20 protein-coding genes and 2 pseudogenes are annotated in these 23,778 nt (G+C 52.4%); 10 read left to right on the forward strand and 12 right to left on the reverse strand.

Annotated features, from left to right (window positions below; genetic code table 11):
• Positions 1 to 156: 156 nt before the first annotated feature.
• Genes dnaG through ORD20_RS11945 form a run of 3 tightly spaced genes read left to right on the forward strand, consistent with a single transcriptional unit; the run spans position 157 to position 4,431 of the window.
• Positions 157 to 1,953 carry a DNA primase gene (dnaG, locus tag ORD20_RS11935; protein ID WP_103374464.1) on the forward strand — a complete coding sequence of 599 codons (1,797 nt, stop codon included), beginning with the start codon at positions 157 to 159 and terminating at the stop codon, positions 1,951 to 1,953.
• Between the two features lies 1 nt (position 1,954).
• Positions 1,955 to 3,118: an RNA polymerase sigma factor RpoD gene (gene rpoD / locus ORD20_RS11940; RefSeq protein WP_430626207.1), complete on the forward strand. Its 1,164-nt coding sequence runs from the start codon at positions 1,955 to 1,957 to the stop codon at positions 3,116 to 3,118.
• Complete coding sequence (locus ORD20_RS11945) at positions 3,064 to 4,431, forward strand: asparagine synthetase B family protein (RefSeq protein WP_430626208.1); 1,368 nt, start codon at positions 3,064 to 3,066, stop codon at positions 4,429 to 4,431. The genes rpoD and ORD20_RS11945 overlap by 55 nt, the downstream gene beginning before the upstream one ends.
• Here ORD20_RS11945 and ORD20_RS11950 read toward each other — a convergent pair.
• The 6 genes and pseudogenes from ORD20_RS11950 to ORD20_RS11975 form a co-directional block, all read right to left on the reverse strand.
• The gene (locus ORD20_RS11950) at positions 4,398 to 4,652 is read right to left on the reverse strand and encodes a hypothetical protein (RefSeq protein ID WP_103374461.1); all 255 of its coding nucleotides are present in this window, start codon (positions 4,650 to 4,652) and stop codon (positions 4,398 to 4,400) included. The two genes, ORD20_RS11945 and ORD20_RS11950, sit on opposite strands and share 34 nt — an antisense overlap.
• 137 nt (positions 4,653 to 4,789) lie before the next feature.
• Positions 4,790 to 5,650, reverse strand: a complete 861-nt coding sequence (locus ORD20_RS11955) for a molybdate ABC transporter substrate-binding protein (protein ID WP_103374460.1) — start codon at positions 5,648 to 5,650, stop codon at positions 4,790 to 4,792.
• The gene (locus ORD20_RS11960) at positions 5,637 to 5,984 is read right to left on the reverse strand and encodes a DsrE family protein (RefSeq protein WP_103374459.1); all 348 of its coding nucleotides are present in this window, start codon (positions 5,982 to 5,984) and stop codon (positions 5,637 to 5,639) included. Before ORD20_RS11960 ends, ORD20_RS11955 begins: the two co-directional genes overlap by 14 nt.
• Before the next feature lie 630 nt (positions 5,985 to 6,614).
• A complete protein-coding gene (locus ORD20_RS11965; RefSeq protein ID WP_103374457.1) occupies positions 6,615 to 7,544 on the reverse strand; it encodes a nucleotidyl transferase AbiEii/AbiGii toxin family protein in 930 nt (309 codons plus the stop codon).
• A gap of 237 nt (positions 7,545 to 7,781) precedes the next feature.
• Positions 7,782 to 8,162 carry a hypothetical protein gene (locus ORD20_RS11970; RefSeq protein WP_146038975.1) on the reverse strand — a complete coding sequence of 127 codons (381 nt, stop codon included), beginning with the start codon at positions 8,160 to 8,162 and terminating at the stop codon, positions 7,782 to 7,784.
• A gap of 545 nt (positions 8,163 to 8,707) precedes the next feature.
• Positions 8,708 to 8,960: pseudogene (locus ORD20_RS11975) on the reverse strand (transposase); the annotation flags it as partial.
• 9 nt (positions 8,961 to 8,969) lie between these two features.
• On the opposite strand from ORD20_RS11975, the gene ORD20_RS11980 reads away from it, so the two are divergent.
• Positions 8,970 to 9,347 carry a tetratricopeptide repeat protein gene (locus ORD20_RS11980; protein WP_430626209.1) on the forward strand — a complete coding sequence of 126 codons (378 nt, stop codon included), beginning with the start codon at positions 8,970 to 8,972 and terminating at the stop codon, positions 9,345 to 9,347.
• A gap of 50 nt (positions 9,348 to 9,397) precedes the next feature.
• On the opposite strand, the gene ORD20_RS11985 is transcribed toward ORD20_RS11980, so the two are convergent.
• The 4 genes from ORD20_RS11985 to ORD20_RS12000 all read right to left on the reverse strand — a co-directional run bounded on the left by ORD20_RS11985 (position 9,398) and on the right by ORD20_RS12000 (position 15,144).
• Positions 9,398 to 12,016 carry a phosphoenolpyruvate carboxylase gene (locus tag ORD20_RS11985; RefSeq protein ID WP_103374453.1) on the reverse strand — a complete coding sequence of 873 codons (2,619 nt, stop codon included), beginning with the start codon at positions 12,014 to 12,016 and terminating at the stop codon, positions 9,398 to 9,400.
• Positions 12,017 to 12,135: 119 nt separating this feature from the next.
• A complete protein-coding gene (folE, locus tag ORD20_RS11990) occupies positions 12,136 to 12,717 on the reverse strand; it encodes a GTP cyclohydrolase I FolE (protein ID WP_242968290.1) in 582 nt (193 codons plus the stop codon).
• A gap of 341 nt (positions 12,718 to 13,058) precedes the next feature.
• Positions 13,059 to 13,790 carry a HisA/HisF-related TIM barrel protein gene (locus ORD20_RS11995; protein ID WP_158246156.1) on the reverse strand — a complete coding sequence of 244 codons (732 nt, stop codon included), beginning with the start codon at positions 13,788 to 13,790 and terminating at the stop codon, positions 13,059 to 13,061.
• Between the two features lie 205 nt (positions 13,791 to 13,995).
• On the reverse strand, positions 13,996 to 15,144 hold the full coding sequence (locus ORD20_RS12000; protein ID WP_103374450.1) for a CaiB/BaiF CoA transferase family protein: 1,149 nt from the start codon (positions 15,142 to 15,144) through the stop codon (positions 13,996 to 13,998).
• Between the two features lie 159 nt (positions 15,145 to 15,303).
• On the opposite strand from ORD20_RS12000, the gene ORD20_RS12005 reads away from it, so the two are divergent.
• From ORD20_RS12005 to cydC, 5 genes and pseudogenes are all read left to right on the forward strand, one after another.
• Positions 15,304 to 16,176 carry a diacylglycerol/lipid kinase family protein gene (locus ORD20_RS12005; RefSeq protein ID WP_255398088.1) on the forward strand — a complete coding sequence of 291 codons (873 nt, stop codon included), beginning with the start codon at positions 15,304 to 15,306 and terminating at the stop codon, positions 16,174 to 16,176.
• Between the two features lie 36 nt (positions 16,177 to 16,212).
• Positions 16,213 to 17,430, forward strand: a complete 1,218-nt coding sequence (locus tag ORD20_RS12010; RefSeq protein WP_430626210.1) for a cytochrome ubiquinol oxidase subunit I — start codon at positions 16,213 to 16,215, stop codon at positions 17,428 to 17,430.
• Between the two features lie 57 nt (positions 17,431 to 17,487).
• Positions 17,488 to 17,796: pseudogene (gene cydB, locus ORD20_RS12015) on the forward strand (cytochrome d ubiquinol oxidase subunit II); the annotation flags it as partial.
• Positions 17,797 to 17,830: 34 nt separating this feature from the next.
• Positions 17,831 to 19,204: a thiol reductant ABC exporter subunit CydD gene (gene cydD, locus ORD20_RS12020; RefSeq protein ID WP_430626719.1), complete on the forward strand. Its 1,374-nt coding sequence runs from the start codon at positions 17,831 to 17,833 to the stop codon at positions 19,202 to 19,204.
• Positions 19,170 to 20,924 (forward strand): thiol reductant ABC exporter subunit CydC, encoded by a 1,755-nt coding sequence (cydC, locus tag ORD20_RS12025; protein WP_158246154.1) that lies wholly within the window; start codon positions 19,170 to 19,172, stop codon positions 20,922 to 20,924. Before cydD ends, cydC begins: the two co-directional genes overlap by 35 nt.
• Here cydC and ORD20_RS12030 read toward each other — a convergent pair.
• Both ORD20_RS12030 and ORD20_RS12035 read right to left on the reverse strand, forming a co-directional pair.
• Complete coding sequence (locus ORD20_RS12030; protein WP_103374444.1) at positions 20,921 to 22,168, reverse strand: NAD(P)/FAD-dependent oxidoreductase; 1,248 nt, start codon at positions 22,166 to 22,168, stop codon at positions 20,921 to 20,923. The genes cydC and ORD20_RS12030 overlap by 4 nt on opposite strands.
• A 92-nt stretch (positions 22,169 to 22,260) precedes the next feature.
• Positions 22,261 to 22,521 carry a hypothetical protein gene (locus ORD20_RS12035; protein WP_103374443.1) on the reverse strand — a complete coding sequence of 87 codons (261 nt, stop codon included), beginning with the start codon at positions 22,519 to 22,521 and terminating at the stop codon, positions 22,261 to 22,263.
• A 372-nt stretch (positions 22,522 to 22,893) separates the two neighbouring features.
• Between ORD20_RS12035 and ORD20_RS12040 the strand changes: the two genes are divergently transcribed.
• On the forward strand, positions 22,894 to 23,769 hold the full coding sequence (locus ORD20_RS12040; RefSeq protein WP_242968276.1) for a DMT family transporter: 876 nt from the start codon (positions 22,894 to 22,896) through the stop codon (positions 23,767 to 23,769).
• The last annotated feature ends 9 nt before the right edge of the window (positions 23,770 to 23,778 follow it).

Consider the following 23,778-nt stretch of genomic DNA (forward strand, 5'->3'; position numbering starts at 1 on the left):
TCTTTGTGATATAATTGCTTCTGACAATAAACCTTCACGTATCCCAGCCGAACGGCTTTGGGTATTTTTTTTCTTCTTTTCGCATTAGAAGCCAAAAAGATGCAGGAATATTTCCCTCGGTGGCGAATTTTTTCACATGGACTGGAGTGATTCCTGATGTCTGACCCCGAATACGATACTTGGGTAGCATCGGTGCGAGAAGCCGCGGACATTGTCGAGGTTATTGGTCGGCAGGTCACCTTGAAGCGGAAAGGGAAGCACTATTGGGGTTTATGCCCATTTCATCAGGAGCAAACCCCGTCGTTTAGTGTCGATGCGGAGCAGCAATTATTCTACTGCTTCGGTTGCCATGTCGGCGGAACGGTGTTTACGTTTCTCATGCAACATGGCGGCATGAGTTTTTCGGAAGCTGTGGACATGCTGGCCACGGAAAATGGAATACCCAAGCCGCATCGATCACAACGGGACCATGCTCGTAGTCAGAAAATGAGTCGCTTGCAGGCCATCATGGAGTGGAGTCAGGAATTTTTCAGGGCAAGCGCCCAATCATCCGTGCGAATTTATGATGGCTATTTGCAACAACGGCAGGTGGATGAAGCAACACGCGAGCGGTTCGCATTGGGTTATGCACCAGATTCGTGGACGGCTTTGCGGGATTTCTTAATGAAGCACGGGATTTCCGAGGAAGAAATGTTGGAAGCGGGGGTCGTGGTAGCGCGGCGCGAAGGACGAGGTGTCTATGATCGGTGGCGCCACCGTATCATTTTTCCGATATGGAATCACCGGGGTCAAATTATTGCGTTTGGGGGAAGGGCAATATTACCGGAGCAAGAGCCAAAATATTTGAACTCCCCAGAGACGCCGTTGTTTCATAAAGGACAGGTGTTATATGGTGAGCATTTAGCGCGTCCGCTGTGGCGTCAAGGCCGTCGCCCACTGTTAGTAGAAGGAAATTTTGATGTAATTGCGTGTCATCAAGCTGGCCTGGGACAGGCTGTCGCATCATTGGGGACAGCGCTTACAGAGGATCACGCACGATCGTTGTCGCGCCATGCGAAGGAAGTGGACTTGCTTTACGACCGGGACACGGCCGGAGAAGAAGCCATGCGTCGTGCTTTTCTGATCTTGTCAGCGCAAGGGTTACAGGTCAATCGCGTGCAGTTGGATGCAGGCAAAGACCCCGATGAATTTTTGCGGGAAAAAGGGGCCTTGTCTTTAGCCGAAAAGGTAGAAGAACGCATACCCTATTTTGAAGCCGTGTTTAAGGACCGTCTTAGTCGGTTGCCGAGTCTCACTGCGCGTGGTAAAGCCGAACTGGTGGATGAGCTAAAACCCTTGTGGAAGGCGTTGACGAATCCGGTGGAGCAGGCGGGATATCTGGAGATGGTTTCGAGAACACTGCGATTAGATCAAAGTATTCTAGCACAAAGTTTTGGGGTAGCGCAAGGCTTTAGGCATACATCCCCTAAAAATAGGCATAATATGGAGAGAAACGTGTCAAAAGGGGCAAGGCCATCTCTCGATGTATACTTACTGGCGTTGTTGTTGCGTCACCCTGAGCATGTCGCTCTGGTGCGTGAAGAACTGCCCGACTGGATTGAGAAGTACCATCTGAGTGACATCGTCACTCGCATTGAAATGGGCCAGTCGCCTGCTGAACTCAGCAGCCTTATTGACACGATGGATCCGGGTTTACGCAGTTTATTGTTAGAAGCAATAACTTTTGAGGGGCCTGACGGGGGGATAAGAGTCATCAAGGATACGATAAAGGTGATTCGGCGGCGCGAGGACTATAGACATTGGCAGTCCTTGATTGAGCGGTTGAGACAAGGTGAAAACACTGAGGCATTACGCGAAGAGATCCGAATGGTCCAAGGGCGTCTGGCACAAGGCCAAAACACGGGAATGGGAACACCATTTCCATTCGCTGGAATAATAGGAAAGGAGGGATAGCATGGCTCAGGGGAAGAAAACTGTTGGGCAAATTGATGAGGTTAAATCCCTGATACGCCGTGGTCAAGAGCGAGGCAAATTGTCTTATGGGGAAATTGTGGACACTTTGCAATCTATTGACCTTCCTCCCGACCAGATTGACAGCATCTACGAGATGTTTGGAGAGCTCGGCATCGAACTGGTGGGCGAACAACCCGTAGATGAAGAGCCCGGGCCTGATCCCGATGAGGTGGACGCTGAGGAAAGCGAAGATGTGGGGCACGAACTGACGGCCCCCGACGGCGTGGCCATTGACGACCCGGTTCGGATGTACTTGAAAGAAATCGGGCGCGTTCCGTTGTTAACAGCAGATCAAGAGGTAGAACTGGCGAAACGCATTGAAGAAGGGGACGAAGAAGCTAAGCGCAAGTTGGCCGAAGCTAATCTGCGCTTGGTGGTGTCCATCGCTAAGCGCTATGTGGGCCGAGGCATGTTATTTCTCGACTTAATCCAAGAAGGCAATTTAGGACTCATTAAGGCGGTCGAGAAATTCGACTACCGAAAGGGCTACAAATTTAGTACCTATGCGACATGGTGGATCCGCCAAGCTATTACGCGTGCCATTGCTGACCAAGCGCGGACGATTCGCATTCCTGTGCACATGGTCGAAACCATTAACAAATTGATCCGCGTTCAACGCCAATTGCTTCAAGAGTTAGGGCGCGATCCGAGCCCGGAAGAAATTGCCAAAGAAATGGGCATTACCGAGGAACGCGTCCGAGAAATTCTTAAAGTGGCGCAAGAACCCGTCTCCTTGGAAACGCCTATCGGCGAAGAGGAAGATTCTCATTTGGGAGACTTTATTGAGGACGAGGACGCACCAGCCCCGGCGGAAGCGGCAGGATATCAGCTACTGAAGGAGCAGCTTGAAGAGGTGCTCGATACCCTAACAAATCGGGAAGAAAAAGTTTTGCGCTTGCGTTTTGGACTCAATGATGGGCGAGCGCGGACGCTTGAAGAAGTGGGCCAGGTTTTTGGCGTCACCCGCGAGCGAATTCGGCAAATTGAGGCGAAGGCGTTGCGCAAGTTGCGCCACCCCACTCGTAGCAAGAAATTGAAGGATTATCTAAAATGTTGTCAAGCTACTTGGCGCATCGATTTGTGCCTGCGCCGCACACGATGTTGAAAAACGTAAGTAAGTTGCGTCCGGGCGAGGTTTTGGTGATTCACGGGGATGGACGGCGCCAGCGCTGGCGGTATTGGCAGCCGACGATTAGGCAACCTGAGTCCATGGACCAAATGGCTTATTGGGCAGATAGGCTTCATGGCTTATTGGTCGATGTGGTACGAACGCATTTGGCTTCCGATGTGCCCTTAGGCATCTTTTTATCGGGAGGGCTCGATTCGAGTATTGTAGCGGCCATTGCCGCGGGTACATTAAAAAATCCGCTTGAGGCATGGTCGGCGACCTTTCCGGCCAAGTACCCTGGTTATGATGAGTTCGGCTGGGCGCAAAAGGTGGCGTCGCATTACGCTATTCCCTTGCACCGGGTTGAGGTTGATTTGAGCATTACGCCGGATAGAGTGCGAGAGCTTGCCTATATCCTCGATGAACCCATGGCAGATCCTACGGTGTTGCCTCTTGATGGGGTGGCGCGGGCCGCGGCGGAGCAAGAAACCGTGATGTTGTCCGGTGAAGGCGCTGATGAGATTTTTGCGGGATACGCAGGTTATGGAGAAGTTCAGAGTTTAGCACGGTTACGACAAATTCCGGCCTTCTTACGGGCACAGTGGATAAAACGGCAATGGCCTGGTAGCAATGCCTTTAAGCGTGCCATGGAGCCGATGGCGGAGCGCTACCGGGGTGTAGGCTACACATTTAGCCCAGAAGAACAAGCTCAGCTGTTAAGACCGGAATGGCGTGTCGCTGACCGACCGGGTGCGGTCGCCGAATATTGGGCGAGTCACTTAGCTTTACCAGACTTGCAAGCGATGCAAGGGTTTGACGTGCAGTGGTTTTTGCCAGATGATGTGTTGTTGAAGACGGACCGGATTGGCATGCATTACAATTTAGAAATTCGCGTGCCGTTTTGCGACCACGAAGTGGTGGAATTGGCGCTAAGCATGCCTCTGGCACTGCGCCGGTTTGGTCGCCAAGACAAGAGGGTTTTGCGGGAAGTGGCCAAACGGGTGTTGCCATCTGAAATTGTCAACCGCCCCAAACAAGGCTTTCCCACGCCGCTCACAGACTTACTAGCGGGGCCGCTTCACGATATTGCGTGGGATACGTTGGCGAGTCCCACGGCGCGCAGCCACGAGTGGTTTGAGGGCGCCCGTGTACGCCAGCTACTCACGGACATGGGACCGGGACACGGAACGACCTCGCGCCAAATCTATGCATTGCTCATGTTGGAACTGTGGTCGGAGGAAATGGGAAGTCGTGCGCTTAGCCGGCGACATGTCCCTTATGTCTCGTCTTCTTCCGATGTTCCCTCGTAAACAGACGCCGGGGTCATTAAGGCCGCGCTGAGGGAGGGCGGTAAGGCGGGATGATATCCCATCGCTTCTCTTGCCTGGCGGATAATGAGTCGCACCTTTTCTTCTGCGGCATGGAGTTGGTAGATATGGTAGTCACAAAAATCGGGGTCAGATTGCATAAATGCGTGTTCGGCTAGATTGCGTTCAATGACGGCTTCCTGAAGCGCCTCCTGCCAAGTCATGCACTTTCGCCTCCTTTACCATATCCTATGCGGTAGGTATGTAATCAGACGTGGGTTGCGAAAGAAGTTTTAGATATGAGGTCTTATCGGGTGGGAATGGGCCAGGCGCCCCAACGGCGGCGCTTGGCCCTGGCTGGTTAAAAACCGTCAAATGGCGTGTCTTGGTTTGGCGCTTCAAACCCGTATCGATGGTAGATACCTTGGGCCACTTGGCTGGCGATAAAGCGCAAAAAATGCTGGGCCGTGTCTGGGTGAGGGGCCTGTTTCAGTGCAGCGATATAGTAGCGGCCCACAGGATTCGCATGGCTTGGAAAAGGCGTCCAGACAATGGGGGAGCCTTGCGATGCGGCATACATTGCTTCACTAACCCATACGACCCCGACATCAAATTGGCCTTGGGCAATGGCCGGAATCGTTTCACGGTGATGTACTGTAGTGAATACCGTCTCTTGTCTTCGGACTTTTTCCTCGAACACCGTCTTCGCCAATTGCGGGCCGCCGTCCATTTCGAGTGCGCGCCGGGCTAAACGAGCAATCCCTTCAGTCATGGGGTTGGGCATGAGGACACGCACACCAAGGCGACCAAGGTCGCTTAGCGTGGCCGTACTCGAGGCGCCTTTGGGCATTACCAATGCCAAATGATTTTGCGCGTAGGGCACGGGGGAAAGAAGGTGGGAGGCCAGTTGCTGCATTTCGTGATGCCCTGCTGCAAAGACATCGGGGTTGACATGCAGTTGTAAAGATCCAATATCAAGACGGCCATGGGCCGTAATTTGCTTTGCTAAAATGCCTGGAGGTAATGTCTCGTAGTACAGGGTCTGCGATTTATCGGAATCCAGACGGAATGCGGCGAAAAGGTCGGCTAAGACCATAAACTGATTGCCATTGAAGAAAGCGATGAAGTCGGCGTTACCGGGATTGCCTACACAATCGTGCACGATGTCGTAGAGTGGCAAGTCCAAGCGGACCATATCGGCATGTCCCTCAAGGTTTGACATAAGAAAGACCCTCCCGCTGTTTTCGCACCAATTCTCCAACGGCTGACGGGACAATGGTCATGCCCGGCAGGAGGTCTGTCTCTTTAAGGTGGTTGGCTTTCATGGTGTTGCCGCATACCGCCACCGTAACCCCTTGCTGTTGCAAGGCCTCTAGTTCTTGGGGCCATGGCGAAGTTTCGGCAACGACAAGGTCAATGGCTGCGCCTTGAATGACAAGCTCGACGGGTGTCGACGGCATTTCCGCAAGTAAATTTTCGATATTGCGTAAAGCACTGCGTTGTTTATTGGGATCAGCCTCATTAACGTGAAAGATGACGCCTAGAGAATTTGCCACCGTTGTGCCTCCTTTTTCCCGTTTCGATTGATCAGGGATTTGACGGAAAGTTACTTCCTTATTCTTCTTATCATATCCCATTCTCGTCTTGGATATAGAAATCTACCACGTATTACGCTTCCGAAGGGTCGGGTGGAAAATATCGGAATGGTCACGGTGTGGTGGCCTGTCACGTCACGATTGGCCGGTCGGCCCGGCGGGGTCTTAGGGCATTTCGGACGGGACCATTCCGCTGCCAGGATGCCATGGAGGCGGCGTGGTGGCCATCTCGGGATCCAGGGCGCTCCGCCTCACAAGCAAATTCCTGATGGATCATCCGCTGCGTCGCTTGTTCGAGGGGGGTGTTGAGCCTGCTGAATCTCGCGATCCAGGGCGTGAACGCGCCGCCGATCGGGGGGGGCGGATAGGAATCGAAATGATTGTAGGGGGGCACGGAACCGATCCGGGGTGCCAATGCTGACAAATCCGCGCGTAGACATGAAAACCCGCCTCCTTGAAGGACAAGATAAGAGGGACAACGGGCGCGCCGGACAGAAGCAAAGGCGGGCTGACTCCGAGTGCCGCCACGCCGGCTCGATGACCGCCTCCGCCCATCAGCCGGAGATTACGAGATCTTACCTCCTCCTTCTGTTAAAGTCGAGGTGTGGGCATATCGGGCGGCGGCAGTGTGTGGCGTAAATACGTATAGACATGATGTTCGATCGTGCGGCGAATCTCTGGCCACGTCCACGGTGTTAATAAGAGAGGCTCCGGTTGAATTTCGGCATCGTCAAAATAGGTCAGACTGCGCAAGAGATGAGCGCGGTTAAGGTGGGGGGCTTGTGTGGCAACGGCCTCAAGAACGTTCGAGAGAGACCATCCTGTTTGGAATAGCGCGTACAAATCAATGAAATCTTTTCGAGCACCGCGGTTCGCTATCGCGTTACATTTTAGAACGACTAAGGTACGAAGGGATGCGAGAGAGATGTCTTGAAACGTCGGTCCTGAATCGAGCTGTATGCCTTGTTGCCATAAATAGGATACGTTAACGCCTTGAATGCGCGCATGAATGCTATAATGACTGCGATCGAGAATTTCCGCGTTGGGATCGAGGGCATAGATATGTTGGACAATAGAGTCTGAATTGTGCGCCTGCATGGTCATAAAATCCAGAACTTCAGACTGCCGATGTCCTAACATCAAAGCGAGTGCTGTACCCCCGCATAAGAGATAGTCGGGAGGACATAATTCCGCACCCACGCGTTCTAACAGTTTTGCGGTAGTAGGGTGTAATGTTTGGGGATACATGGAGGGTGTCTCCTCTTGAAAATAGGGTTCCCAAAAGCGGCGAATATGATCGGGAAGGCCACGCTGAGCGAGCGCGTGTTGAATCGTAGCCGAGGGATAGAGGCGAAAGAGTGCAATCCATTCGTCCCATGCTCCGAATTGAAGAATCCGGGCGATAATCCACGCAGCATGGCGCTGGGGATCGAGTGTGGTGGGGTTGACATCCCAAAAGGCGGCGGACTGTTGAAGGCGAGGCCAGTCCGATGGGTTGACCGCGACGAACGGTGTGCTCATTGTGTGTTGTGACCGTCCTTCCCCACAGTGTCATGTCTAGTATACCCGAACGTACAGCATGAGGCGATGTTCCGGTGGGCCTCCGAGACGATCAATCCCGGTCGTGGGGGGAGACGGACGACAGGTTTTGGGAGCCGAGATCCTGGTGACTGCGCCAGAGCTGATTTGTTGGCGCGACGAAAACCATCATAATCCCTTCTGGGAATAATTAAGGAATACGAGGAGCATCCCACGGCGTTACCCACCGTGTGAGCAATAGAAAGAGTTTGCGGGCGTAAGGACGAGAGCCTGGCGCACAATGGTTTGCACAAGCAGGATCTGGGCTTCTTCCATGCGCTTGCGTTGCTGATGTTGGGCGACATTGACCACGTCAAACGTAGCAGACAAAGTGACCGGAACTTTCATGAGATCAAAGTCTAAGGTATCGGGATTTTCGCGATATTGGGAGCAAATGGGGCTATGAAAGTAATTTAGGGAAGCAATATAGCCTTCGAACTCATTATTGTTAATAGCAGGAAAGGGTTGCAGGGCGTCACCCAGTAAGAGATTTTGCAACTGGTTGGCGGTTGGTTGGCCCAGTGAGTGGCTGCTGATGTTGATCGATGCGTAGCCTATCATGTCTTGTTCGATGAAGGGTTGGAGATGGGTCAAAGGATGTTGGCAACAATATTTCCGCCCGTCAAAAGATGGTCCGGGAACGGTCAAGACATGGCGACACGTAAAGCAAGTGGGCAACTGGTAGGGATAAGTCGGTTGAAGAAGAAAGATCCGCCTGGAGTTCGTCCACGGTGTGAGGAACGGCATCGGGTTCAGGAATATCGGTCCAATTGAGGTCAAGATATACGGGAAGTTTGCAGGGCGAAGGCGAATTGGAAGTACCGCCCGGGGCTTCCTGGGCCATCCTTCTGCGGCGGGCATTGTTTTTAGCGATGGTGGGTCGATCCGGAGAAAATTGGAGCCGTGGGGAGTCTCGTGTTGTATAAACACCGAATTTTTACGAATTAGAGCCTAATACGCTTGGGCGGGAGACCAGGTGAATCCGTAGCGTGATCGAGATGCAGGATCTGATGATGACAGAACGGGCAACGCCATGCTTGTTGGCTCTGATGAATATCGTCTCGGACCCATGGCGATCCAGTCGTGAAATGCTCCGGTGTCCAGATAGACTCCTGGTCGCCCGTCGTCACCACGAAGGCTATACTCACCATGCGATCGTCGTCGAGATATTTGGCATCCAGCCAGACGTACGGATACGTACCCTCCAAGGGCCGCTGCTTAAATCGGGTGACACGCTCGTCGAGGCCCTGGCATAACTGCGACACCTGCTGCCGGTCATCCCTAACGACTGCACCCGTGTACATACGCGACGGCCACGAGCGCCTGTTCACTGCGGCGGCGGGGTTCCAGGAACTCAGGAGGTCGTATTTGGAAGCAGAAATGGGAGGAGTGTTAGACGAGCTAGGCCTGATAGAGGAAGCGGTCCAATTTTATGAGCAAGCCCTGCGCCATGACCCACCCGCGGTGCTCATGCAGCATCTGGCTATTGTGTTGGGTAATGACTTACGGCTATTAGGCCGTATTCATGAATCTCGACAAGTGCTGGAAAAGGCCAGGTCCCAAGGAGCGCCGAACGAAATTCTGGACGCTGTCTATGCGTTGACATTGTGGCGGGATGAAGACCGCAGTGCGGCTTTTCGGCTCTTGTGGCATCTTGCCATGGCGGGGCTGGACGGGGAGCGCTTTGATCTGTACCGCGGCATTTTGCGTTATGGCATCGATCATCTTAATGATGCGGGGCATTAACGGACAAGGACAGAGGGAAGGCCCGGTCGAGGACCTTCCCTGCGTTGGGATTATCCGGTATTGCGCATACCTAAGGCAATGCCCTCCATGGTTTTCGCAATAAGCGGCAAAAGAGCCTCGTCCCCGGTTTGGCGAAATTGTGCTAACAGTTCAATCTGTAAGTAGTTCAAGGGGTCGACGTGCGGATTTCGCCATTGAATGACCTCTTGCAAACGGGGCTGATCTTCCAACAGTTCGTCGTGGCCGGTAATAGTGAGCAAGGCATCATGCAAGCGGTTATAGTCCTCTTGAATTTTTGGCCAAAACATTGCGCTCAGCGGGCGCGGCACGAGATCGTGATAGGCTATAGCGACATGCAAGTCCGACTTTACAAGGGCCAGTTCAAGATTGTGAATCGTGGTTGTCCAAAAAGGCCACGTGGCATACCATTCTTGCAGAAGGCGCGTGTAACCTTCTTCCAAAAAACTACTTAGGGCGTGACCAGCACCATACCATCCGGGTAGGAGCATGCGGTTTTGGGTCCAAGAAAATACCCAGGGGATAGCCCGCAAATCTTCCCAGCGGAACTGCTCGCGCCATGACGGACGCGAACCCCAATTAAGTGCGCTCATTTCACGAATGGGCGATACGGACAAAAAGTACTCCCAGAACGCAGGATCATCGATGAGAGCACGATAATGGCGATGGGCGCGCTTGGCTATCTCATCCATATGCTCCCGGGTACTGGAGTTGGGGTCGCTGGAGGGGAATAGAACGGCCTTCGCATGCGAAACAATCATCAGTTCAAGACTCCGGTATGCCATCTCGGGCAGTAAAAATTTTTGAGAGAGCACTTCGCCTTGTTGGGTAATGCGGAGCACACTGCGCACGCTGCCGCTTGGTTGTCCGGAAATGGCGTATGACGTCGGCCCGCCGCCGCGGCCTAAGGCTCCACCACGGCCATGAAAGTAGCCAATGTGATGGCCGTTTTCTTTTGACCATTGGGTCAAATCCAACTGGGCGCGAAAAATCGCCCACGAGGCGCTTAAACTGCCAGCATCCTTAGTGCTGTCGGAATAGCCCAGCATGACTTCTTGATAGTGTTGACGGGCAACCAAGTGGTGTTGCCATAAGCTGTCGCGATTGATGCGTTCGACGAGATGACGAGCATGTTGCAAATCGTCCAAGGTCTCGACAACCGGAATAACGTCTAATGAAAGCCGGGGATCGACCACGTGCATTAAGAACAGTACGGCTAGCAGATCACTGGGGTGGTGCGCCATGCTGACGAGATAATGGGTGACACCTTCAGGACCTGACAAGTGTTGATAACGCGCTAAGAGTTCTAAGACATCCTTCAAATCTTGCGTTAAAGGACTTTGCGGAATAAAGGGGGGAGGTGTTTTCCAAGCGTCGTGAATGGCTTGAATGCGCTGTTCATCATCCCATTTTTCGTAGTCAGGTCCCAAGATTTCCACCATGGCTTGCGTATGAATGCGGCTATGTTGGCGGATGTCAAGATTCGCTAAATGCAGCCCAAAGATTTCGATTTGGCGCATCAGCAAACGCAATTCCACCGGCCATTTGTCGGGATTAGGATCCCAATGCCCCGCTAGCTGCCGAACATCTTGCAAAAAATTGGAGGCGTTAGCATATCCCCCTAAACGGTGCGTGAGAGTCACTTGGAGCTTTGCGGCAATGAGACCCACCATTTGCCGAAGAGGTTCTTGGGGATATCGATGCTGCAAATCGGCAGCTTGTTCTTGGAAAATTCGGGCATGAGCTGCAATCCACCGATTCAAGAGATCGACTTGATGAATGTAGAGAGGCTCGGCACTTAATGTGCGCTCAAGCTCATCCAATGCTTGTAGATAGAGCTCGACCGCGACCTCTTGATGGCGTTGGAGGGTCTTTTGGGTGATGGCCACATCAACAAAAGGATGGCCATCTCGGTCCCCGCCAATCCAAGAATCAATAGCCCATTGAACCGGAGCGGGGGTAGGAAGCGTACGCTGTAAATCATCAAGCACTGCCGGCAGCGCATGAAAAAGGGATTTGCGGATGTAGTAGAGGCCTAATTCCACTTCGTCCATGACCGTAGGACGCGCCGTACGCTGATTGGGCGTTCGCCACAGCACTCGAATAAGCTCGGTGAGATTATGTAGTGTGCCAGCAGGCAGAGATGGTCCATCAACGTGTTCTAATAACGTGGCAATTTTCGCTAGGTGCTGTAAAATCGTCCGGCGCGTACTTTCTGTGGGATGCGATGTTAAGACGATCCGACCTTGTGCTGGCGTTGTGGGTTCGTCGCCGGGGCCGAATTGCTCAACTTGTTGCCGGAGTTCCTCGAGAGATCCGCGCAAAGGGGGATGGGGAGAACGGCGGCGGTTTTCCACTAAGTGGATACGATGCAGGTCCTCCGTCAAGTTTTGCAGACGAATTTGTTCAGTTAGCATGCGAATGATGCGATCGACTTCGTGAAGCGTAGATGATGCAGAAGCATACATGTTTCCACGCAAATGGTAGGGCACTTGCTCTTGCCGCAGACGTTCGGCGACCATATAGGCTTGCTGTCCTTTTTCTACGACGGCGCTCTGCTCTTCCTCAGATACGACACGGTGAAGAATATCCCATAAAAGTTGAACGGTTTCTTGCCAGGCATGGGACCCCGGCGAGTTGACGCTAGACATTCTAAGACACATCCTCTCGACAGGCGACTGTATAATTATTTAATAATAGCATAGGGCACAAGCGGCGGAACATAAAGAAAATCACAAGGCCAGGGCCATAAACACCCTTGGCCTTGTGACTAACCCAAATTCAGCAAGCGTAAAATCTCCATTTGCCGACTAGATTCTTCGTAGGTTCCCCGGGAAGCAATGGTGACGGTTTTGCTGCCAGGTTTTTTTATCCCACGCATAGTCATGCATAAATGTTCGGCTTCAATCACGACCATGACGCCCTCTGCATCCAATTCTTGTTCAAGGGTGTCGGCCACAATGTTGGTCATACGCTCTTGAATTTGAGGGCGTTTTGCTACGAGGTCAACTAAGCGGGCCAATTTTGATAGACCGGTTACGACGCCGTGACGTGGCAGATAGGCGACGTGGGCGGCACCAAAAAATGGCAGAAGATGATGCTCGCAGGCCGAATAGAAAGGAATATCTTTGACCAAGACGACTTCGTTATGGTCAACATGAAAGCGCGCAGACAAAGTTTCAGCGGGATCACGGTGCAGTCCCGAGAAAATTTCTTCATACATGCGCGCAACACGAGCCGGGGTTTCAAGGAGCCCCTCTCGTGTAGGGTCTTCCCCTACCGCTTCTAAAATCATCCGTACCGCCGCTTCAATTTTCTGGCGGTCGACGGAGTGAGCGGCAGTGATATTCATCTCTGGAGAGTCGGTAACGGTTACAGCGGTATCCAGGCCGACAGGCTGAGACGATTTGTTAGTATGCAAGGATTGTGACATAAACCATTCCTTCTCTCTGTTGGGCTGATTCTCCGGCGATACCGTGACATCTGCCGAAATTAGTAGTGCCCAAATCCTCTCAAATACGCTAAAGGATCTTGCTATTACAAACCATCTTCTATGGTAACCCAAAACCCGTGGGTATGGCACCTAGATTGCAATGATTTTTAAATGGGACAAAGACAAGGTAGGCAGTGGGATGACCCACGAGGCGGGAGGTAAGAGCGCACCCTGGCGACGAGTGCGCGTGGGAGAAAGCGTTAAGCGATGATGTGGGCACCGAGCTGCTCCATGGCACTGCGAATGCCATCAACGGATAGCAGGCCTTCGTGCAAAGCGCGGCCAATCAGCACGCCTTGGGCTCCGGCTTGATACATGGGAATAATGTCTTGCACATCGTCAATTTGCCCTGAGGTCCAGACCGAAAAGCCTTGGCGACGCACGGCTTCAATGAGTCGCAGATTGTTGGGGTGCGCCATGTTTTCCGGGTGTCGTGCGGTCAATATGATGGTGGTTATCCCATGGCGACGGGCGTTATCGAGGCGCTGCGCCGCATCGGGAGCTACAAGGGCCCCATTGGCTACGAGAAAGCTCCCCCACAACCGTTGAGACCCCACGACTCGTGCCACTCGGCGGGTCATGTGATCTTGTGCCAGGAGGGATCCGGCGACAAGATGCGTGGCACCATAAGCCATGCGTTGTTGAGCGGTCTCCACGTTGTAGATGCCGCCGCCCACGGAGATGGCGATAGGACGTTTCGACATCGCCATTAACAAGGCCGGTACGACGCTCATACGTCCATGAGAGGCATCAAGGTCCACAACATGGAGGTGGCGCGCACCCCGAGCAGCCCACTGTAGGGCCATCGATAAGGGATTGGCATTGGCACCGGTGTAACGTACAGGATGGTCGCCTTGCCAGCGAATGACTCGTCCCGACGAAATGTGGATGACCGGCACTACGCAAAAGGAGTCCGTCATATTAAGAGTCACAGGGCACACCTCCATGAGTGTACAATACGTTGAATCACGATCTAAATATATGACACAAAAAATAATAAGGCAACTATTCTTGTTAGGTTTTAATAAGATTTACAAAGTATATGTTAGGTTTGCGTTAGAGAGTCACGGCCCGTCGTTTTCTGATAATTATATACTTTAGGGGCGAGTATTAATACTTGGTGATAACATTTCTCATTTATTTCTCGTATAACCCAAAGCGTCGGAGAATTTCTTCCCGGTGTTCATCTAGACGTGGTGGGGGAAGGGTGATGCGTCCTGGGGTTTCGGAAAGTTTCAGCGGAATGCCGGTCATTTTAATAGGACCGGCGATGGGGTGAGATATGGTCTGGACCATTTCGCGCAATTGTACTTGGGGGTCATTAAAGACATCCGCGAAATGTTGAATGGGCCCGGCCGGGACGCCGGCTTCCTCCAGGATGGCGAGCCAATGACGGACGGGATGTCGTTCAAAAATTTCTTCTAAACGCTTGATAAGTAGCTCCCTGTGCACAACACGCTCTGGGTTGGTGCGAAAACGGGGGTCATTTCCGAATGGGATGTCACAGGCTTTCACGAGGCGTTGCCACAAATGGTCATTGCCACAGGCGACCACAAGAAATCCGTCTTGTGCGTGCAATGCTTGATAAGGGGCAATATTGGGATGGGCTGAACCTAATGGTTCGGGTTCTTCGCCGGTGGCAAAAAAATTACTGGCTTGATAGGTTTGCCAAGCAATCATCGATTCGTACAGTGACGTATCTATCCATTGGCCGCGGCCGGTATAGGAGCGCGCATGCAGGGCCACCATAATCCCGTACGCGGCCCACATGCCAGCCCCGATATCGGCGATTGAAAACCCTGCCTTGATGGGCGGTTGTTCGGATGATCCCGTCGTGGCCATAAATCCTGACATGGCTTGGGCAATCAGATCGTAGCCGGGCCTTTGACGCCCAGGGCCGGTGGCTCCAAAGCCAGAAATTGATGCCATAATGAGCCGCGGGTTTATTGCGGACAAAGAGGGATAGTCGAGCCCCCACTGACTAAGCGTGCCAGGGCGATAGTTTTCGACGACAACATCGGCTTGAGCTGCCATTTGGCGAAACATCCGTTGGCCTTCGAGTGACTTGAGGTCAACCACGATACTTTTTTTATTGCGATTCACTGACAAAAAATAGGCGCTTTCACCATGGATAAAGGGTGGGCCCCACTGGCGGGTATCGTCTCCACCGGGAGGTTCGATTTTGTAGACAGTTGCGCCAAAATCCGCTAGCATCATCGTACAAAAAGGGCCAGTGAGAATTCTTGTCAAGTCGAGAACTACAAGATCAGCCAGGGCTTCGGGCATGATCGACCTCCTTATCAACAAGAAGACACTAACGGATGCGGCAACAGAATCGGCGCAGCTTATGACATTTCGGTTACTATAGAGTAAAGGGTAACTGGAGACAGGTGGTGTGGTCAAGTTAAAACGCTCAGGCAGCTGCAGCCGGAAGAACCTACGGCGCTGCTCGTTAATCCCCACGCCCGTGTGGGACACGATCGCTTTGAAGAAGTTCGGCGCGCTTTAGCGCAGGCGTTGAATTTGGTATACGCCGCCATGCCCAATACTGAAGCGGACTTCTGCGCGCAAATCACCGCGCAACGCTCTTGTGGTGTGCGGCGAATCATTATTGGGGGCGGAGACGGGACCCTGTCTTTAGCAGCCAACATGCTAGCGGAAACGCCCGTCGTGATGGGGATTTTGCCGCTTGGTACGGGGAATACCTTCGCCGCAGGTTTGAATTTGCCTAGCGCGCTCAGCAGCCTCGCTCGTGTCATGGCTACGGGATATGTTATGCCGATAGACTTAGGGGTGGCACAAACCGCCAATGGACATCGCTATTTTCTTAATACGGCGACTTTGGGGGTCAGCGAACGGCTCACACAACTGTTAACGGCAGAATCCAAAAAAAAGCTGGGGTGGATGGCGTGGCCCAAAGGTGTGCGGCGTGCTATTGCCATGACACCGATTTTTCAAGTGCGTTTGGAATTTCGCAGCCGCGTCGTTTCCTTTCGGACCCGCCAACTTATCATTGCCAATGGGCGCAATTTAGCGGGGCCAGTGTTTGCGTTGCGCGATGCGTCACACCAAGATGGTAAATTGCATGCCTTTAGTTTAGGCGGACAGGACTGGTGGTCGTTGCTAAAAGTGGGCATGGTGTTGCTGGTGGGGCGACATATTAGTGATCGGCAAGCTCATTATGAGCAGGTGCGCGAGGTGCGAGTTAGCGCTGAGCCGGTGATGGCCATTGATATCGACGGTGAAGTCTGGGAGCATACCCCGTGTACTTTTACGGTGCGACACGGGGCCTTGTCGGTAATTGTCCCGCATGGATAATATCCTGTTGATCGATGAAGTGTCATACTAGGCAATGTGAAACGGTTCACAATTACTAGAGAGAATGGACCTTGCACCGACATAGGTCCAACCCACGCTAGCCCGGATAGGGGGGCGCCCCTCGCGGTGGAAGCTTTGGCTGCTTTCTTTTTGGAATCATCGTTTATTGGTGCCTGGGCGTTTGGCTGGGATCGTCTATCGCCTAAAGTCCACGCATTGACGATTTGGTTAGTGGCGATTGGGACCACGTTGTCGGCTTTTTGGATTTTAACCGCCAATTCATGGATGCAAGAACCCGTCGGCTATGTCATTCGCAATGGCAACGCGGTGATGACGAGTTTCGGCGCTATTTTAACCAATCCGCAATTGTGGGTGGAATTCCCGCATACCGAATTGGCCGCCATTCTTTCCGGTTCGTTTTTCATGTTGGCCATTAGTGCCTATCAGATTCTGCGCAAGAAAAATGTCGATGCATTTGTACGGTCCTTTAAGCTTTCCACCATCGTAGCGGCTGTGGCCAGTGTGTTGGTGATAGTGGTAGGAGACTCGCAAGCCGCGCACTTGGTGAAGGCGCAACCGATGAAATTGGCTGCGGCGGAAGCATTATGGAATACGAGTTCGCAGCATGCGCCGTGGAGCGTTGTGGCGCTTATCGATGCTAAAGCTCACCGTGACACTTTTCAGGTGCAGATTCCCGAAATGCTGACGCTATTGGCCTACAAGCGCTTGTCTGGTTCGGTGGAAGGCATTAACCAAGTGCAAAAGCAAATGGTCCACCAATACGGGCCAGGCAATTATATTCCTCCCGTGGCGGTGACGTTCTACTCGTTTCGGACCATGATCTTTGCGGGAACGGCCATGTTGGCGCTTGCCTACTATGCGCTCTATCTCTTTAAGAAAGACCGCTTTATCCAGAAAAAGTGGTTCTTAAAAGTGTTAACGTGGTCGATTGCACTACCTTATCTAGCCAACTCGGCCGGATGGATTATGACTGAGGTAGGCCGGCAGCCATGGGTCGTTTACGGGTTGCAATTGACGGAACAAGGCGTATCACCGACGGCTTCTGTGCCAGCGCTTGATATTGAGCTATCTTTGTTGGCCTTTACGATTTTTTATGGAGCGATGGCTTATGCGGCGGTTCATCTGTGGAAAAAGGCTATCCGTCAAGGATTGGATCCCGATCCAGCAGTCGCTCAGGATGTCACGAAGGACAGCGATTTGTTCTTAAGTGAAGGCGGCAAAGTCGCCCACTAAGCCTACCTTTTACCTAAGGGAGGAATAATTCGACTATCTTCAGGGGAAGGTGACAATATGTGGTTGCAGGACTTGTGGTTTGTGTTAGTCGCCGTGCTGTTTGTCGGGTATTTTATTCTGGATGGATTTGACTACGGCGTGGGAATCTTGCATCCTTTTATTAACCGAACGGACTTGCAAAAGCGGGCCTCACTAAGCGCCATTGCGCCAGTGTGGGCGGCGAATGAAGTGTGGCTAGTTGCTGCGGGGGGAGCGTTGTTTGCTGCCTTTCCGCAGTGGTATGCGACCATGTTTAGCGGATTTTACCTTGCGTTGACATTGGTTTTGCTGGGTCTGATTGTGCGGGGCGTTGGTATTGATTCAAGGGATCGAGGATCTTGAACCCTATCTGGCCCGCTATGTGCCCCAAATAGCAATTACCGCATTGGTGCCGACAATCATTTTGGTTGAGGCGTTCTCGCGGGATTGGATTACGGGACTGATTCTATTAATTACGGTGCCGCTTATTCCGTTCTTTATGATCTTAATCGGACGCCAAGCGGAATCGTCGACCAAGCGACAATGGGAAACCTTGAGTCGGTTGAGTGCGCACTTTTTAGATGTATTACAAGGGCTCACGACGCTTAAATTGTTAGGCCAAAGTGCCGGCCAGGCACGTGGCATTGAGCGAGCTAGTGATGAGTTTCGGCGCGCCACGATGGCCAGCTTGCGTATTGCCTTTGTGTCCGCTCTGGTGTTGGAACTGCTGGCGTCGTTAAGTATGGCCATGGTGGCCGTAGCTATTGGGTTGCGTGTCATTCCAGGACGCATGCCCTTTGAGACCGCGTTCTTTTTACTTGTGCTCGTGCCTGACTTTTATTTGCCATGGCGGATGTTGGGCACCCGGTTTCATGATGGGTTAAATGGCATGGAGGCGGCCAAGAGGATTTTTGAAATTTTAGATGCTCCGGAGCTGGCCAAGGCGGGCGGTACGATGCGGCCAGCGGCTGTTGATGCTCAACCGATCGTTCTCAATCGGGTGGGGTTTCAATATCCAGGGCGTTCGGAGCCCGCCTTGCAAGGAGTTAGTGCGGTGGTGAAGCCTGGCGAGCGTGTGGCGGTGGTGGGTCCGAGTGGTGCGGGAAAGAGTACGCTGTTGGCGTTGTTAATGGGATTTGCGGTGCCCACGAGTGGAACGATTGCGCTGGGGGACACACCGTTTACGAGCCTTGATCTAGCTTGGTGGCGTCAACATGTGATGTATTTGACCCAAAATCCTTATATCTTTGCTGGCACGGTTGACGACAATCTGCGCATGGCCCGCTGGGACGCAACGGACGCCGAGATTCGCCGCGCGGCCGAACGGGCAGGTGCCTGGGAGTATATTGCGGCACTGCCGCAGGGATTGCAAACAGTTTTAGGTGAAGGGGGAACGGGACTCAGTGGGGGACAAAAGCAACGACTGGCTTTGGCCCGCGCGTATTTGAAAGACGCTCCGGTCATCTTTATGGATGAACCGACCGCGAACTTGGATCCAGAAACCGAAGCGGAGTTGTGGCGTCATCTCGAGGCCCTATTGACGGGACGCACTGCTGTAGTTGTTGCGCACAGACTGTCGACGGCACGCCGTATGGATGTGGTTTGGGCGATGAATCATGGCCAATTAGAACAGGTGGGAGCTCCACGAGAATTGGAGCGGGTTCCTGGGTTGTATCGTGAATTGATTCAGGCCTATGCGCCGCTGCCAGAGGAGGGGCATTATGCGTCAGTACACCGCGCTGCTGAAACCTTATAGATGGTGGGTGGTTTTGGCTCTATTAATGGCTACATTGACCGTGTTGGCCAATGTGGGGCTAATGTCCACCTCTGCGTATCTTATTGCCCGTGCCGCCCAACATCCGTATACGATTTTACTTCTTTGGGTGCCCATCGTTGGGGTGAGGTTTTTTGGTACCTCTCGAGGCGTATTTCGCTATTTAGATCGTTATGTATCGCATAATGTAACGTTTCAATTATTGAAGGAACTGCGCGTGTATGTCTACCGGAAACTTGAGCCGCTGATTCCATCTCGCTTGCAGGCATTTCACACTGGCGACCTGTTAAGCCGCGTGGTAAGCGATGTGGATACCTTGCAAAATCTCTATTTAGGTTTATATGCACCCCCTATTGTGGCTCTGTTATCGACGATTGTGATTTTAGGATTAATGGCTTATTTCGGGGTAGCTTTGGCCCTGGTGTTAGCGGTCTTTTTGGTTCTGGCCGGCGTGGTGGTACCTGTGCTCAGCCAATGGAGTGCTGGGGGCTTGACCGCTCGCATGGTGCAAGCCCGGGGGGAATTAAGCACAGAATTGGTCGAGACGATTCATGGCAACACGGACCTTTTGGTGTTGGGGCAAGAGGCGCGGCACTTGGAGAAATTGGGGGCATTAGTGCGCGCATGGGCGCTGCGACGCATTCGGCTGCATTGGTTAGCGGGCCTTAGCGCGGGGATTATGCAGGCTCTTAACAATGGGGCCATGTGGTTGATCTTGGTGCTAGGGATTGGCATGGTCACTCGGGGGGCATTGCCTCCTGTACTCTTACCGGTCGTGGTGTTATTAACATTGGCTAGCTTTGAAGCGGTCAACGCCTTGCCACCAGCCTTTCAAATGCGGGGTCAGATTTCCGCCGCACGCACGCGAATCAATGAAATCGTTGATCAAACGCCTCCCATTTTTGCGGGACAGAAGACGTTGGAGGCAGTAGGTCTTGACGGTAAAGCGCCTGCTGTCCAGCTTCACGATGTGCGGTTTCGTTATCACTCCACCACGCCATGGGTTTTAGATAAGACCTCTTTTGATGTGTTGCCTATGCAACATGTAGCGGTGGTTGGCCCTAGTGGTGCCGGGAAGAGTACGCTGTCAGGGGTTTTGTCGCAACTGTGGCCCTATGAGGAGGGGCATATTCTCATTAATGGTGTGGAACTCTCGGATCTGCGGGTGGATGCCATGCCCCATCTCATCGGGGTCGTGGACCAAGAACCGCATCTTTTTGATACAACATTGCGGGAGAACCTATTGCTAGCGAATCCATCAGCGACCCCGACGCAGCTCCAAGAGGCTTTACGCATTGCACAGTTGGAGAGTTTGGTCAATGAATTACCGGACGGACTCGAGACGCCCGTCGGTGAACATGGGTTCAACTTCTCAGGCGGTGAGCGCAAACGCGTGGCGATTGCCCGGGTTATCTTGCAAAATGCCCCGATTCTGGTGTTTGATGAGGCCACGGAAGGTCTTGATGCGTTGACTGAACGTCGGCTGATTCAAGAACTGCGGCAATGGGCGAAAAATAAGACGGTGTTATGGATTACGCACCGTCTCGTCAACTTGGATGTGATGGATCAAGTGGTGGTGCTAGCGCAAGGCCGTGTTGTAGAACAAGGTCCGGCAGAGACGTTGGGGCGCCAAAGAGGTCTCTTCCAGCGCATGCGAGAATCTGAAATTCAGACCTTTGCATGGAATGCCGATGCCGTCTAAAGACGCGGTCGCTTAATGTTGACATGCCCCAACACGGATTCTAACCCGACTTGCACCAGGTCGGGAGGCAAATGACCATGAGAGTAGAAATAATAGCTGTCAAAGCTCCATTTCATCAGGTGAGCACTGACTCCGTGGAGCGCGATGTCCGTTTGGCCTCCGTACATGGTGTCCGACAATATGAGGGTAGCTTCACTGCCGCCTTCATACATGATGCAAAAGACCTCGGGCTTATAGAGCGGAACGTCGCCCGTATTGGTCAATTCTTTGACGACTGTGGCGGCGGCGATATCGGCCTGAATAATCGCCAGGTGGCCTAGTTTAGGAATGGTTAGAGCATTAACGTCGCCCGCTGCAAAAATGTTGCGGTGGGTTAAATGGCGCATTGTATGGTCTGTCGGGACAAACCCTTTTTCATCGCCGAGTCCAGAGTACTTAATGACCGAAGGTCCTGCATAGGGCGGAATGACAATGGTCAGCGCGCTCGGTAATGTTGTACCATCCCTAAACACGACGTGATCGGCAGTGATGGCCACAATGGTTTGTCTGCGCAAAACCGTAATATTTTTCACCGTCATGCGTTCGTGTAAGATATGATGCACGGTCGTGCCGACATCTTCTAAAAAGTCTTGGCCTGGTGTGAACAAGGTGATTGAGCTCTTATCGCGCAAGCCGAGCCGTCTAAGGTCGTGGTCGAGCATGAACGTGACTTCTCCCATCGGACCTTCGCACGCCACGTCTAAATGGGGGATTTGGACGGTATGCCCCCAATGCGTTTTAGCGGTCCCCAGTACTATAGGGCCGCCTTTAAATTTTTTTAAGGCCTCTTGTAGGCGCGGTGCTTCGGTATCATCACACATGGAATACCCAAAGTTGCGAAAGCCTTCGATGGCTTCGTAGTCCTTAACAATTCCCATGGTCAAAAAAAGGTAATCGTAATGTAGGACCTGACCATTGGACAAGGCAACCGTTTGTTTGTGGGGATCGATATATTGAGCGGCTGCTTGAATGAACCGGGCGTTAGCGCGATCCGCAATCGGTTGCAACGGGTGACGAAACTGGGCGACGGGCTTGCCTGCCATAGCGACATCAGGCATCCCAGGTTTTTGCAAGGTTGTTGCCCGTGGGTCAACCAGAACGATGTCGGCGTGCGGGTGAAGTGCATTATGCAACCGATATAACAGCCGCAGACCGGCAAATCCTCCTCCGAGTATGACGATACGTGTTTGCGGTGTTGCAGCCATTCGTTAACTCCTTACTTGCTGAATAATAAATAATGATATGAGTGTTGCAAATTATTGTACGCTACTCATCCTCGCAACTGACGTGCAAATGTTTAAGGCTTGAGCGCTTTATGATGGTTCGGCAATGAAAAATAGGTTATCGCGCCACCGCCAACCGCCCAGATCCACACGATGCCAATAAGAGGCCACGTGAGAGGGGCAAGAAGTCCGAATGTGATAGCTTTAAGCAACCATGCCGCGGCTAGTAGACCCAGTTGAATCAATCCACTTGAGAATTTGCCCATGACTAACGAGCCAATGCCCGGAGCAAAGACATTAATGATGGTGCCGACGAGCGCTAAAGTTTTTCGCATTTGAACCATCCTTTCTGATGTCATCACACAGGGTGTCTAGTCTCGGTGGAATCTGGTTCTTAATACCAACACACGCGTGAATGGATGGAAAAAAACGTCACAACCCGAACGGATATGGTGCCTAAGAATTAGTATAGCACAGGATAAATTGTGGAGAAAAACCGTCGTGCGGGAAGGGGGTGTTGCCGACAAGGTCGTGGAATCTTGTATAATGATGAAGAATTTTTCCGCGGCATGTGATTTTTATAACGGGGTGTTTAAATGGAAGGAGGAGATTTGGTGTTAACATTATATGAATGTGATGTTCCTGCGTACCCTGCGCACTAAGGCAGGGCACTCCCTGCCTCATTTGTTGACAGGGGGATTAATAAATTGCGAACACAACGATTTTGGGGTGGAGTATTTTTGGCTATCGCCGCCAGCATTTGGGGTGGCATGTATGTCGTCAGCAAAGTAGTCTTGGAGGTTATTCCTCCCTTGTCACTTATGTGGATTCGCTATGTGTTGGCTGTCATCGCCCTTGTGTCATTAGGGTTCCTTCGTCGCGAATCGTGGCGTCTTCCCCGGCAATATTGGGGGCTCGTTGCGGCAATTGGTGTGATCGGCTATATCGTATCCATTTGGGCGCAATTTCTTGGCACTGCACTTTCAACCGCGCAAATGGGGTCTGTGATTACCGCTGCAACGCCAGCCTTTATGGTGGTCTTTGCCCATGTGCTATTACGGGAGCGTATCACCCGCCAAGGGCTAGGGTCCGTCCTATTGGCTATGGCAGGAGTGTGGCTCATTGTAGGCTGGAGTGCAAGAGGGCCGCACAGCGTTACGGGAGGCGTTGTCCTCTTTGTGGCGGCTGTGACATGGGCGTTAATGTCGGTTTTGATTAAGAAGGTGCCTTCTAGCGTGTCACTGTTGGTCGTAACGGTCTATGCGCTTGCTATCGCGTTTTTGCTGCTGTCACCAATGGCATGGCTTCAGTTGCACCATGTGAGTGTGAGTCAACTTCAGCCTTTTAAAATTTGGGGAGGCTTATTGTATTTAGGGGTTATCTCGACGGCGGTAGCGTTCTTTTTGTGGAATGAAGGGTTGAAACGTGTCGACGCGGCGACCGGGGGGATTTATTTCTTCTTCCAACCCGTGGCAGGCAGCCTTTTGGGATGGCTATTATTGGGTGAACAGGTCTCTGCAGCTTTTTGGCTAGGCGCTGCTCTGATTGCAGGTGGCGTCATGTTCGCAATCCGTACCGCGTAAGGCTAGGAG

It is taken from the genome of Sulfobacillus thermotolerans, assembly GCF_039623705.1.
Classification (GTDB): Bacteria; Bacillota; Sulfobacillia; order Sulfobacillales; family Sulfobacillaceae; genus Sulfobacillus; species Sulfobacillus thermotolerans.

What these genes read in the sequence shown, in the direction of transcription:
- ORD20_RS11950 (WP_103374461.1), bottom strand. Translation starts at nt 4,652, where the DNA reads ATGACTTGGCAGGAGGCGCTTCAGGAAGCCGTCATTGAACGCAATCTA.
- ORD20_RS12000 (WP_103374450.1), bottom strand. Translation starts at nt 15,144, where the DNA reads ATGCCCGAAGCCCTGGCTGATCTTGTAGTTCTCGACTTGACAAGAATT.
- ORD20_RS11945 (WP_430626208.1), top strand. Translation starts at nt 3,064, where the DNA reads ATGTTGTCAAGCTACTTGGCGCATCGATTTGTGCCTGCGCCGCACACG.
- ORD20_RS11965 (WP_103374457.1), bottom strand. Translation starts at nt 7,544, where the DNA reads ATGAGCACACCGTTCGTCGCGGTCAACCCATCGGACTGGCCTCGCCTT.
- rpoD (WP_430626207.1), top strand. Translation starts at nt 1,955, where the DNA reads ATGGCTCAGGGGAAGAAAACTGTTGGGCAAATTGATGAGGTTAAATCC.
- cydC (WP_158246154.1), top strand. Translation starts at nt 19,170, where the DNA reads ATGCGTCAGTACACCGCGCTGCTGAAACCTTATAGATGGTGGGTGGTT.
- ORD20_RS12030 (WP_103374444.1), bottom strand. Translation starts at nt 22,168, where the DNA reads ATGGCTGCAACACCGCAAACACGTATCGTCATACTCGGAGGAGGATTT.
- ORD20_RS11970 (WP_146038975.1), bottom strand. Translation starts at nt 8,162, where the DNA reads ATGATAGGCTACGCATCGATCAACATCAGCAGCCACTCACTGGGCCAA.
- folE (WP_242968290.1), bottom strand. Translation starts at nt 12,717, where the DNA reads ATGAATATCACTGCCGCTCACTCCGTCGACCGCCAGAAAATTGAAGCG.
- dnaG (WP_103374464.1), top strand. Translation starts at nt 157, where the DNA reads ATGTCTGACCCCGAATACGATACTTGGGTAGCATCGGTGCGAGAAGCC.
- ORD20_RS11985 (WP_103374453.1), bottom strand. Translation starts at nt 12,016, where the DNA reads ATGTCTAGCGTCAACTCGCCGGGGTCCCATGCCTGGCAAGAAACCGTT.
- ORD20_RS12035 (WP_103374443.1), bottom strand. Translation starts at nt 22,521, where the DNA reads ATGCGAAAAACTTTAGCGCTCGTCGGCACCATCATTAATGTCTTTGCT.
- ORD20_RS11955 (WP_103374460.1), bottom strand. Translation starts at nt 5,650, where the DNA reads ATGTCAAACCTTGAGGGACATGCCGATATGGTCCGCTTGGACTTGCCA.